The sequence below is a fragment of the Nocardia acidivorans NBRC 108247 genome (genome assembly GCF_001625085.1).
Taxonomy (GTDB): Bacteria; Actinomycetota; Actinomycetes; order Mycobacteriales; family Mycobacteriaceae; genus Nocardia; species Nocardia acidivorans.
Genome location: NZ_BDAW01000052.1, coordinates 22,617 through 34,216 on the forward strand (window position 1 = coordinate 22,617; position 11,600 = coordinate 34,216).

General features: G+C 68.7%; 9 protein-coding genes. 2 read left to right on the forward strand and 7 right to left on the reverse strand.

The window, feature by feature from the left end:
• Positions 1-63 precede the first annotated feature (63 nt).
• From NA10_RS25315 to NA10_RS25325, 3 genes are all read right to left on the reverse strand, one after another.
• Positions 64-1,293, reverse strand: a complete 1,230-nt coding sequence (locus tag NA10_RS25315; protein WP_067572242.1) for a cytochrome P450 — start codon at positions 1,291-1,293, stop codon at positions 64-66.
• A gap of 44 nt (positions 1,294-1,337) precedes the next feature.
• Positions 1,338-2,480 (reverse strand): BTAD domain-containing putative transcriptional regulator, encoded by a 1,143-nt coding sequence (locus tag NA10_RS25320; protein WP_067572244.1) that lies wholly within the window; start codon positions 2,478-2,480, stop codon positions 1,338-1,340.
• Between the two features lie 438 nt (positions 2,481-2,918).
• Positions 2,919-3,878 (reverse strand): DUF8832 domain-containing protein, encoded by a 960-nt coding sequence (locus NA10_RS25325; RefSeq protein ID WP_067572247.1) that lies wholly within the window; start codon positions 3,876-3,878, stop codon positions 2,919-2,921.
• A gap of 159 nt (positions 3,879-4,037) precedes the next feature.
• Between NA10_RS25325 and NA10_RS25330 the strand changes: the two genes are divergently transcribed.
• Entirely contained in the window at positions 4,038-4,487 is a 450-nt protein-coding gene (locus NA10_RS25330; RefSeq protein ID WP_067572248.1) for an SgcJ/EcaC family oxidoreductase, read from the forward strand.
• A 61-nt stretch (positions 4,488-4,548) separates the two neighbouring features.
• Here NA10_RS25330 and hrpB read toward each other — a convergent pair whose 3' ends face one another.
• From hrpB to NA10_RS25350, 4 genes are all read right to left on the reverse strand, one after another.
• Positions 4,549-7,203 carry an ATP-dependent helicase HrpB gene (gene hrpB / locus NA10_RS25335; RefSeq protein WP_067572250.1) on the reverse strand — a complete coding sequence of 885 codons (2,655 nt, stop codon included), beginning with the start codon at positions 7,201-7,203 and terminating at the stop codon, positions 4,549-4,551.
• A gap of 222 nt (positions 7,204-7,425) precedes the next feature.
• Entirely contained in the window at positions 7,426-8,055 is a 630-nt protein-coding gene (locus NA10_RS25340; protein ID WP_174562551.1) for a hypothetical protein, read from the reverse strand.
• An 88-nt stretch (positions 8,056-8,143) separates the two neighbouring features.
• A complete protein-coding gene (locus NA10_RS25345) occupies positions 8,144-8,965 on the reverse strand; it encodes a helix-turn-helix domain-containing protein (RefSeq protein ID WP_067572255.1) in 822 nt (273 codons plus the stop codon).
• A 30-nt stretch (positions 8,966-8,995) separates the two neighbouring features.
• A complete protein-coding gene (locus NA10_RS25350) occupies positions 8,996-9,619 on the reverse strand; it encodes a hypothetical protein (RefSeq protein ID WP_157556728.1) in 624 nt (207 codons plus the stop codon).
• A 426-nt stretch (positions 9,620-10,045) separates the two neighbouring features.
• On the opposite strand from NA10_RS25350, the gene NA10_RS25355 reads away from it, so the two are divergent.
• Entirely contained in the window at positions 10,046-11,533 is a 1,488-nt protein-coding gene (locus tag NA10_RS25355) for an MDR family MFS transporter (protein ID WP_067572259.1), read from the forward strand.
• Positions 11,534-11,600 lie beyond the last annotated feature (67 nt).

Below are 11,600 nucleotides of genomic sequence, written 5' to 3' on the forward strand. Positions count from 1 at the left end.
CGTGACGCATCCGCCCGACCCTACCGGCGCGCCCGAATCCGCCGCACGAGCGCGCGGCGATCATCAGCCGACCGCCTGGAAGGGAACGCTCACGGGCCAGCGCACATAGTTGCCGTTGGACCAGGTGACATTGTCGAGGTCGACGGTGAAGTCGGGGCAGCGGGTCAGCAACTCCTCCAGCGCCACCCGGGCCTGCATGCGTGCGGCGGCCGCGCCGAGGCAGTGGTGGTGGCCGTGACTGAAGGTCATGATGCGCTTGGGATTGCGCCGGACATCGAGTTCGCCCGCGGTGGGCCCGAATTCGCGTTCATCGCGATTGGCGGAGCCGTAGAGCAGCAGTACCTTGCGCCCGGCGGGGATGAGGGTGTCGTGCAGCTCCACATCGCGGGTGGTGGCGCGGGCCAACCCCTGGACGGGTGAGGTCATTCGCAGGAATTCCTCCACCGCCTCGGTAATGAGCTCCGGCCGTTCGGCCAGCAGTCGCCGCTGCTCCGGATACTGGTGCAGCAGTTGCACCGCACCGCCGAGATTGCCCGTGGTGGTGTCGTTTCCGCCGGTGATCATGGTGAAGGCGAAGCCGAGAATGGCCAGGATGCCCTCATCGTCACCGTCCTCGCCGAGTCCGGAGGCGAGCAGGTGCGAGATGGTGTCGTCGCCGGGTGCGGCGCGGCGGCGGGCGATGAGTTCGGCGAAGTAGCCGACCATTTCGCCCAGGGCCGAAGGCAATTCACCGCCCGCGGCGATCTTCGCGCCGTCCACCGCGCCGCCGACGATGGCGTGCGTCCATTCGTCGAAGCGGTCGCGATCGGCTTCGGGCACACCGAGATAGTGCGCGACCACCATGGTCGGCAACGGCTTGAAGAGTTCGGCGACGATATCGCCGGATCCGGCCGCGCGCAGTCGTTCCAGGCGCTCCACCACGAAGGCCCGCACCGCCGGTTCGACCGAATTCACTTGGCGCGGAGTGAATCCGCCCGCGACGCGACGGCGGAAGTCGGTGTGTTCGGGCGGGTCCATGAAGACGAAGGGGCGAATCGGAATGCCCGCGGCCTCGAGGCTCATATAGTCCACGGTCAGCCCGGACGCGGAGGAGTAGGTCTCCGGATCGCGGGCGGCGGCGTACACGTCCTCGTGCCGGGACAGTACGTAGAAGTCGTCCGAGGCGCGGTCGGCGGGGACGACCCGGTGCACGGGATCGCTATCGCGCAGGGCCGCGTAGGTGACCCAGGGGTCGCGCCAGCTCTCCCCCGACATCAGCTCGAATCGGACTTCCTGAGACGCCATTGAACTCATGAATCGACGGTAAGACAAATGATCAGAATTGTCTAGAACGCGTTTCAGATTCCATCCGCCGCACTGCTGGCGCGCACCAGTACGAAGGTGAGCTGGGTATTCCCGATCCGCAGGCGGACGCCGTCGGCGAGGATCGCGCTGTCCACCACGCGCACGCCGTCGACGAAGACGCCATTGGACGAATGCAGATCCTTGAGCACATAGGCCATGCCGTTGTCGACGATGAGCGCGTGATGGCGGCTCATCCGCCCGTCCGCCAGCGCGATGTCATTGTCCGATAGTCGGCCGATGCGGGTGACGGTGCCCGAGACCGGGTACACGGTGCCCTCCTGATCGCGCAGCATCGCCCGCGGCTCATGCCAACTGCGGTCGACGATGGTGGTGGCGCGGGTGGCCGAGGCCGCCGCGACCACTCCGACGGTCAGCGCGTCCTGGCGCAGGATGCGCGCCTCCAGATCGCGAATCCGCGGTCCCGGATCGATACCGAGTTCCTCGGCGAGGGTGCCGCGCAATCGCCGGGCGGCGTCGAGCGCGTCGGATTGCCGTCCGGTCAGGTAGAGCGCGGTGATCAGCTGTTCCCAGAGCGAGTCGCGCAGCGGATGATCGCGCACCAGCAGTGCGAGCTCGGCCGTCGCGGATTCGGCGCGGCCCTGGGCGATCTCGGCCTCGGCGCGGGCCTCGATCACGCCGAGCCGTTCATCGTCGAGGGCCACGGCGTAGGCGTCGGCGAATCCGAGTCCGCGCAGATCGGACAGAACCGGGCCGCGCCATTGGGCGAGCGCCTCGGACAGCGCCGCGGTCGCGGCGGCGAAGCGACCCGCGGCCAGGGCGCGCAGGCCGACTTCTCGGCGAGTGCGGAAGCGGAACACATCGCAGGCGGCGTCATCGACCACGATCCGGTAGCCGGTGCCCATGTGCTGGAGCATGGTGCGCGCGTCGATTCCGCCGTCGCGCAGCGGTTTTCGCAGGTTGGAGACGATGGCGTGCAGGCTGACCCGGACATCGGGCGGCGCGTTCTCCTCCCAGACCGCATCGGCCAGCGCGTCCACCGATACCGGCCGGTTCACATTGATCGCGAGATAGGCCAGCACCGCACGCTGTTTCGGGCCGCCGAGCTGTTGCGGAACACCGTCGATGGTGAGCTGCACCGGGCCCAGCAGCCCCAGCTGTGCGCACACCTCGGCCATCGCCGGACTCCTCACGACCGCGCCCCGCCGTTTTCGACCGCAACTCTAAACTTTTTCGCGGTGCCGGGGGCGACTGTTCAGCCGCCGAGGTGATAGACCTCCATATTGCCGAGCGAGGGACGAATGTCCACGCGCCGGTTACCAGGCTCATTGTGAAAAGCGTTGCGCGGATGGCGCTTCCATCGCGCCGCCGCCACAGCTGGGTGGCGGAGATACCGATGAGCGCCGCGATCGGCGGGACCAGCATGACCGAGCAGTAGGAGTGGAAGGACCGGCTCATATCGCTGCGCAGACGATCAGCCAGCCGCCCATCAGCACGCCCGCGTCCACCAGCGAACGTTGTACCCACGCTTCAGCTCGCCTGGGAGTTCGCCGCGAACGCGCTGCGCCCCCATCGCAGTGGTGCGACGGGGGCGCGGGCAGGGTCCGGCGGAGTGGTCAGCGGGTGGTGGCGAGGGTGAACGGCGCGGTGCGGACGGTATCGCCGTGCTTGAAATCCAGGAAGAGCCGGTAGGTGCCGGGACCCGGGACGGCGGTGTGGAAGGTGATGTCCGGGCCGGGGGCGGTGACGCCGTCGCCGGGCTCGCCATTGGGGTGCACGTGCACGTAGGCCAGATCACCCGCGCGCAGGATCACCAGGTGACCGAAGGCGGCGAGGTACGGCTGGAGATCGGTGACCGGGTCGCCGTCCTTGCGCACGGTGAGGGTGAGCAGGCGGCCTTCGCCGGGGACCAGATCGCCGTCGAGGGTGATCTGGTAGCCGTCGACCTCGGCGGTGCGCGCGGCTTCCGGGGTGGGCCGCGGCGCGTACTCGCCCGCGACGGCGAAGTCGGCCCCGAGGGTGATGGTCTTGCCCAGCGCGGTCGGCGCGATATCGGTGAAGGCCCGATATGCCCCCGCCGCAGGCAGATTCAGGCGTACGGCCCAGGTACCGTCTGCCGCCAGCTCGGGGTGCACATGCCAGAACCCGGTCAGCTCCCGCTGCACCACGATCAGGTGCAGGTCGCGGTCGTGCAGCGGCGTGTACTCGGTCACCGGCTCGCCCTCGGGTCCGAGAATCCGGAACCGGAACTCGAATTCGCCTGCGGTCAGGATGGTTTCGGCCAGCTCGAGGGTGTAGCCGTCCTGGCTGATCTGCAATCCGCCCGGCAGTCCGCCGCCGTGCCCGGCGTGCGCGTCATGCCCGGCGTGGGCACCGTGGCCCGCGTGGGCACCGTGGCCCGCGTGCGCATCCTGGGTCGCGGCCGCGTCATGAGCAGCGTGATCGGCATGGGCCGCGTGGGCGGCGTGATCGCCGTGCGCGCCGTGCTCGGCATGCTCCGGCTGCGCGTGGTGTCCGGCGTGGGGGTCGTGTGCCGCGTGGGCGGTGTGATCTGCTGTATGCGCGTGGGTGGTCATTTTCTCGGCCCCTCTCAACCGTTTTCGATCTTCCGTACGGATGAGAGTTAATACCCCTAGGGGGTATGCAGGCAAGGGTTACGAGAGTGAGGTGGATCACTCCCGATCCGCGGGCACCCACTTGACCTGAACATTGGTTGAGGTATCAGGATATCGATCATGAGTACCGCAGCCACGACCGCACCGGTCATCGAGGACGCCAGCGTCGATCACACCGCGGATATAGCCGCCATCACCCGGGTGATCGCGAACGCGCAGCAGGCGTTCAATACCAACGATCCGAACCTGATGGCCGCCGATTTCGCCGCGAACGCCAGCGCGGGCAATGCGGTCGGCATGGTGCTGCGCGGCGCGGAGGCGGTACGCGCGGCCTCCGAGGCCGGGCTCGCCGGATTCCTGAAGGATCAGTTCGTCCGCTACGACATCACCGACATCACCTTCCCACGCCCCGATATGGCGTTGGTGCACAAGGTGGCTCGCGAAACCACGGCCACCGGCGAACTGCTGGACCAGGACCCGGCCATGGTCGCGCTGTACGTCCTGCTGAAGGAGAACGGCCGCTGGTGGACGATCGCCCGGCACAACACCCCGATCCCTCGCGCCTCCTGACGGCGCGAGTCGCACCCCGCCGAGTTCGTACACCCACTCCTCGGCGGGGTGCGCTGTGCGTTCAGTCCCGGGGTATGCGCCGGGCGGTGCCGCGATGCGGTGGAACGGTGGTGGGGTCTTCCGGCCAGGCGTGTTTGGGGTAGCGGCCGCGGAGTTCGGCGCGGACCTGGGGCCAGCCGGTGCGCCAGAAGGAGGCCAGGTCGGCGGTGACGGCGATGGGGCGCTGTGCGGGCGAGAGCAGGTGCAGCAGAAGGGATGTGTGCCCGTCGGCCAGGCGCGGGAGGTCGGCCCAGCCGAAGATCTCCTGGACCTTCACCGCCAGTACGGGAACATCGCCGGAGTAGTCGATGCGCACGCGGCTGCCGGAGGGGACCTCCAGGCGTTCGGGGGCGAGTTCGTCCAAGCGAGCGGCTTCGGGCCAGGGCAGTAGGCGGCGCAGGGCTTGACCGGCATCGACGCGTTCGAGGTCGGCGCGGCGGTTGGCGGTGGCGAGTTCCGGGCCGAGCCAACTGTCCGGATCCTCCAGTAGCGCTTCATCATTCACGGCGGGCCAGGGTGCGCCGAGGGTGCGGTGCAGGAAGGCCAGGCGCCGGCGCAGTGCGACCGCGTCGGCATTCCAGCGCAGCAGGCCGGGTCCGACCGCGGCCAGGCCGCGGCGTAGCGCCCGCTCCACCAGTGACCGGTCCGGATTGCGTAAAGGCTTCTCCGACAGCAGGATCGCGCCCAGTCGCCGCACCCGCCGGGCCACCACGTCGCCGTCGATCCAGTCGACCTCGTCGGCGGTCACCACCAGATCCGGGGCGGCCTGGCGGGCGAGGTCCTCATCGGCGATGGCGGCCAGGCGAATTCGCCCCTCGGAGCGACCCGGATCCCGCGATGCCCCGGCCACCGCGAGCCACTCCGCCTCCCCCACACCGGAACCCGGCGGCAGGGATACGGCGGTGCCACCGGCCATCAGATAGCTCGACGATCCCGGCCCGCGCTGTCGCGCCAATCGCTCGGGATAGGCCAGTGCGGCAACAAGAGCCAAGTCACCTGAGGCCCGGGGCATGGATACGCCCGCGCGCGGCGGGGATCCGGCGGTCGCCGCGCCGCGATCTCCCCCGCCCGTTCTCGATTCGCGGGTCGACCCGGCTTCGGCGCTCTCGACCAGGCGGGTCAGGCGATCGACCTCGCGTTTCCAGCGCTGAGGTGGATCGGCGCGCAGGGTGCGGATACCGGAGACCAGGTTCACCGTGGCGATGACGGTGTCGTCGTCGAGCAGCGCCACCACCTCGGCGGCGGATCGGGCTCCGACCGCTGCCGCACCGTCGAGCAGCGCACGGGCGAGGCGGGGGTGCAGGCCGAGGGCTGCCATGCGGCGGCCACGGTCGGTGACGGTGCCGTCGGCTTCCTCGGCTCCCAAGGCGCGCAATACCTCTCGCCCCGCGGCGAGAGCTCCCGGGGGCGGGGGATCCCACCAGCCGAGCCCCTGACCGTCGGCGGTCCCCCAGCAGGACAGTTCCAGCGCGAGACGGGTGAGATCGGCGGTGCGGATCTCCGGCTCCGGATAGGCGGGCAGCGTCGCGTGCTCGTACTCGGGCCAGCAGCGCCAGGCCCAACCGGGCGCCTCACGCCCGGCGCGGCCCGCGCGCTGCTCGGCGACAGCGGCCGAAACACGTACTGTCGCAAGCCCGGAGAGCCCCCGCCGATGATCGACGCGGGGTACTCGGGCCAACCCGGAATCCACGACCGCACGCACACCCGGCACCGTGAGGCTGGATTCCGCTACGGCGGTGGACAATACGACCCGCCGCCGTGCCCCCTGGCGCAGCGCCGCATCCTGCGCCGCACCGGACAGCCTGCCGTGCAACGGCATAACGTCGACCTCGGCCAGCCCGGAGAGCTGCGCCGCCACCCGGCGTATCTCGGCCGCACCCGGCAGAAAAACCAGCACATCCCCCTCGGACCCGGCCAGCGCCGACCGCGTCACCCGAGCGACGTGCGCCTCCACCCGCTCCTTGGGCAGCGCCGAAACATACTCCATCTCAACGGGATACGCCCGCCCATGCACCTCCAATACGGGCGCGCGACTCGCGGCTCCGATCAACTCCCGTGCCGCGCTTGCGCCACGACGCGACTCGGGTGCCGAAACAGCATCACCAACCGACTCGGATGTCGGGCGCGCGCGACCCGCCGATTCGGATTCCGGTCCCGCGCCACCCAGGAGTGCGGCCAGCCGATCGGCCGCGACGGTGGCGGAGGTGGCCAGGACTCGCAAGTCTGGGCGGAGCCCGGCGCGCGCGTCCAGGAGCAGGGCCAGCAGCAGGTCGGCATCCAGGTGCCGCTCATGGCATTCATCGAGCACCACCACATCGACCCCGGCCAGTTCCGGATCATTCTGTAGGCGGCGCACCAATAGTCCGGAGGTGACGACCTCCACGCGAGTACCCGCCCCCACCTTCCGATCCCCGCGCACCGAATACCCGACGGTCGCTCCGACCGACTCCCCGAGCAGCGCCGCCATCCGCCCCGCCGCCGCGCGCGCCGCCAGCCTTCGCGGTTCGGCGACCACCACCCGACCACTCACCCCGGCGGCCAGCGCCAAGGGAACGAGCGTCGTCTTACCGGTCCCGGGCGGGGCGACCAACACCGCGGTCCCCCGCGCGGCAAGGGTCTCCACGACCTCATCCAGCACGGCCCGCACGGGCAGATCAGGCAGTTCAGGCAGTTTCATTGCCGACCAGTCTGCCTGCCCCACCCTCCCGTCCGACCACCTACCTCAGCTCGCCTGGGCTGCGGCTGACCCCAGCCGTGTAGGTCAGGACCGCGAGAGCCGATCTCAGCTCGGCCGTACTCGTACCGGGGCGGCCGGCTCAGCTCGGCCACCCGACTCGAACCTACGGCCGACTCGCCGCTCGCAGACCCAGCTCGGTGGGCGGCCCGGAACGTCCGGCGATCAGAAGAGTTGTTGCCGGTCTGCGGCGATGAAGAAGCCGTGGCCGCCGGAGTCGCAGCGGACTCCGGCTTGGGTGGAGGTGCAGGCGACGCCGCGGACGATGAGGGTTTGGCCGTATTCGAGGACCTTGCCGCCGCCCTTGTTGTTCCCGGGGGTGACCGGGCCCAGCGGCGAACCGACGAATACGCCCTGGTTGAGGCAGAGGAACTCGGCTTTCGAGCCGGTGATATCGGCCGCTACGGCACGGTTGGCACGGGTGCCGCAGTCGGGGAGTTCGGCGGGCACCACCGAGACGTGTTCGAGTTGGCAGCCGGTGCCGAAGGTGCCCTCATTGACGAAGCCGCACATGATGTTTCCGGTGGGCGACTGGAAGTAGTACTTATCGCCCTGTTGGAAGTCGCGCGCGTCCACATTCGCGGCATCGCGGCCGGGGTTCGTGGTGGCCGGGGCGGCGACGGTGCTCGGCGAGCCGGGCCCGTTGCCGCCGCCCGGCGCCGGATCACCGTCCGCCGGGGCGGTCGCCGGTGCGCTCGCGCCGGGTGATCCCCCGGTGACGACGGAGCCGTCACCGCATCCGGCGATCCCGCCGATCGCCGCGACGGCCGCGAACGCCACAACCCATGCCTTCATGTGTTTCTCCCGATTCGAATTCACCCCGAGCCATCAAGAGAATCGAGCGGGAGCGCAGAGACGTTAACCGTGCGCACGATCTCCGAGGTCACCAGGCGAAGATACCGGGCACCGTCTCGTGCAACGGTGCGGCTCCATCGATGTTTCGCGGTGTCAGACTGAATATTTCGATATCCCGCCAGGGATGCGCCCAGCGCAGCGAATCCATCTGGAAGACGATCTCCTCACCGCATTCGGGTTCGCGAACGATCACGGTGTCGTCGTAGTACGCGTGCGTGGGCATCGCGGTCTCCCACATCCGGTCGAAATGCGGATTGGCTTGGCAGGCTTGGCGAATCGCGGCGATCTCGGCTTCGGGGACGATCCCCAGCGAGTTCTCCTTCAGAATGTAGATCAGCCGGTGCACGATGGACTCCCAGTTGACCAGCACCTCACGCGCCCGCGGGTCGGTCATCATCTGCACGATCACATTGAGCGGCCGGTCGGGGGTGGCCAATGCCGGATCGAGCCATGGAAACATCTCCACCGCACGATGATTCGCCCCGAGCACGTAATACTCCGGAACCCGGTGCAGGAACGCCGGTCCCGGCAGGTGATTCATCAGATTGAGTTCGGCGGCGGTCACCGTCTCCAGCTGTCCGGCCGCGACGGTGAGGTCCTCCCCCATCACCATGGACCACACCTTGCGCCGCTTGTAGCGCGGCAATTCCAGTGCGGTACACCAGGATCGGATGGCCGCGACGGTGGGCACCCGCTGCCCGTTCTCATACTTCTCGAAACCCGAACTGGACATGAACAGCAGTGCCGCGACCTGCGCCTGCGTCAGTCCGAGTTCGAGCCGCTGGCGCTGCATATAGCTGCCCAGCATCTTGTGTTCGCTGCCGTGGTTCTCGGCCGGAACGGCGCGCATGGTGCTCCCTGCTCTTCGATCCAAGTTCGTTCAAATGCTCTGGCGCGCACTGATACACGCGTCGGCGTCGAGGTCGGCGGCCAATTGCATGACCAGGTCGGCGGTGGCCGCCAGGCGCAGGGCATCGACGTCGGGGGTGGGTACCCGCAGCGCTTCGCGGACCGCCGAGCGGATGAGCAGGGCGGCCTCGACCAGGGTGTCGGCATGGGTGGCCAGGCGCAGCCGGGAGATCTCGCGGGAGCCTTCGACGGTATTGTGCCGGCGCGGAACGACTCGCACGATGCGCTCGGCCAGCGTCTCGGCGCGAATGAGCAGATCGGTGAGATCGCCCCAGACCCGCCGCCGCCGTTCGGGCGCGGTCGGCTCGGCCGGGCAGATCTGATCGGATTCGCGCACGATCCGCCGGGCCAGCGCCAGGAAGTCCTCTATCTCGCGCATGCGCTCGGTGCCCGGCAACTCATCGGCCAGGGTCGGGTCCATCTCCCAGACGCCGCTCACGGTGCGACTGTGCCGCAGCAGCCCGCCGAGCAGGTCGATCACCCGAAAGAGTTCTCCCGCAACGGGTCCCACTGTAAGCCGGATCGCCATGCGCCGCTCGACGGCGATACACAACGCCGCACAGTCCCGCTGTGTGCCGGATGCGCCCGCCGTCATGGGCGAAAGCGTGGCAGACCGGGATTCACGGTGACCAAAGGCTGGCACCGCCACAAGCGCGATACCCCTTAAGTGCGCGCCAAGTGGACCCGCACTGAATCACCGGCCGATTCGATTGTGCGGCACTCCGGGCCGCCGCACACCGGCGCGCACCCACCCAGCCTGGGTGAGTGTGCGCGTGACCAGGGTCACCGTGAAATCTCAGCGTCTGGAAAGCCGCTGGTGAGCCTGTGAATCAGCGCACGCATAACCGAACCGGCGGCCGAAAACCAGAGGATTTGTGTCGGTGCCGACCGGAATACTGACGCCCGACCGATGAGTTGAGCGTCTCGTTCCCGTCTGTTCTCGTGTGGCGCCGGGAAGCGGGAGTCGAAGACTCAGCGTCGGGCCACCCATCGTTCACGCTCACATCCCCGGAGGTACCCGATGCACGCCGATATATCCGCACCCGCGGGAGCGCAGGCTTCCACGGGAGGGCGGACACCGACGGTCATCCGGCTGCTGGTGCTCGCGACCTTCGTGGTGATTCTGAACGAAACCATCATGATCAACGCCATTCCGCGCCTGATGACGGACCTGAAGGTCGGTGAGCGCTCGGCACAGTGGGTCTCCACCGCTTTCATGCTCACCATGGCCGCGGTCATTCCGGCCACCGGCTGGTTCCTGCAGCGGGTCACCACCCGCCGCGCCTACGCCATCGCGATGGGCGTCTTCCTCTTCGGCACAGCGCTGTCGTCGGTCGCGCCGACCTTCGCGGTTCTGCTGGTGGGCCGGGTCATTCAGGCCGGCGGCACCGCGATCATGATGCCGCTGCTGATGACCACCCTCATGACGGTGGTGCCGGAGCAGGATCGCGGTCGCGTGATGGGCAATGTGACGCTGGCGATCTCGGTCGCGCCCGCCATGGGTCCGGTCATCTCCGGTCTGGTGCTGCAGATCGCGTCCTGGCGCTGGCTGTTCCTGCTGGTGCTGCCGATCGCGGGTGTGGTCACCTGGCTGGGTCTGCGCCGACTGGAGAACATCGGTGAACCGCAGGCCGGCGCCATCGACGTGTCCAGTATGGCCTTCGCCGCGCTCGGCTTCGGCAGTCTGGTGTACGGCTTGAGCAAATTCGGCAATGGCAATGTGGCGGCCCCGGCGCTGATCATCGCCGCCGGTGTGGCGCTGATCGCGATCTTCGCCTGGCGGCAGATTCGCCTGCAGCGCACCGGAACCCCGCTGCTGGATCTGCGCATCCTGCTGGCCCCGACCTACTCCAAGTCGCTGGTTCTCATGGCGGTCGCCTTCCTGGCCATGATGGGCTCGATGATCCTGCTGCCGCTGTACCTGCAGAACCTGCGCGGGCTGAGCCCGCTGCAGACCGGTCTGCTGGTCATGCCCGGCGGCCTGGCCATGGGACTGCTCGGCCCCACCGTCGGCAAGATCTTCGACCGCTTCGGCGGACGCGTGCTGGTCATTCCGGCCTCGGTCGGAATCACCGCGGCCCTGGCCGGTTTCACCCAGATCTCGCTGACCATGCCGTACTGGCAGCTGCTGGGTCTGCACATCCTGCTGATGGCCTCGCTGGCCGCGGCGTTCACCCCGGTCTTCACCCTCGGCCTGGGCGCGCTCCCCATGCACCTCTACTCGCATGGCAGCTCGATGCTCGGCACCCTGCAGCAGGTGGCCGCGGCCTTCGGCACCGCCCTGGTCGTGACGGTCATGTCCTCGCGCGCCACCTCCCTGCTGGACTCGGGCACCCCGGCGCTGGACGCCCACCTGGGCGGTATGCGCCTGGCCTTCGCGGTCTCCGCGGCCCTGTCCCTCCTGGTCATCGTGATGGCGGTGCTGCTGCCCAATCGCGCCCCGGCCATGGAGCACGCGGTCTCGATGGACGAACTCGAAGACGCCACACCACAATTGGTCAAGGATTGAGTTTCCGGTAATACCCGTATGACAGTGCGGGCGCATCCGAAAGGGTGCGCCCGCACTGTCCTATGTA

Coding starts and splice junctions, on each gene's coding strand:
- NA10_RS25315 (WP_067572242.1), bottom strand. CDS start 1,293: ATGAGTTCAATGGCGTCTCAGGAAGTCCGATTCGAGCTGATGTCGGGG.
- NA10_RS25320 (WP_067572244.1), bottom strand. CDS start 2,480: ATGGCCGAGGTGTGCGCACAGCTGGGGCTGCTGGGCCCGGTGCAGCTC.
- NA10_RS25325 (WP_067572247.1), bottom strand. CDS start 3,878: ATGACCACCCACGCGCATACAGCAGATCACACCGCCCACGCGGCACAC.
- NA10_RS25330 (WP_067572248.1), top strand. CDS start 4,038: ATGAGTACCGCAGCCACGACCGCACCGGTCATCGAGGACGCCAGCGTC.
- hrpB (WP_067572250.1), bottom strand. CDS start 7,203: ATGAAACTGCCTGAACTGCCTGATCTGCCCGTGCGGGCCGTGCTGGAT.
- NA10_RS25340 (WP_174562551.1), bottom strand. CDS start 8,055: ATGAAGGCATGGGTTGTGGCGTTCGCGGCCGTCGCGGCGATCGGCGGG.
- NA10_RS25345 (WP_067572255.1), bottom strand. CDS start 8,965: ATGCGCGCCGTTCCGGCCGAGAACCACGGCAGCGAACACAAGATGCTG.
- NA10_RS25350 (WP_157556728.1), bottom strand. CDS start 9,619: ATGACGGCGGGCGCATCCGGCACACAGCGGGACTGTGCGGCGTTGTGT.
- NA10_RS25355 (WP_067572259.1), top strand. CDS start 10,046: ATGCACGCCGATATATCCGCACCCGCGGGAGCGCAGGCTTCCACGGGA.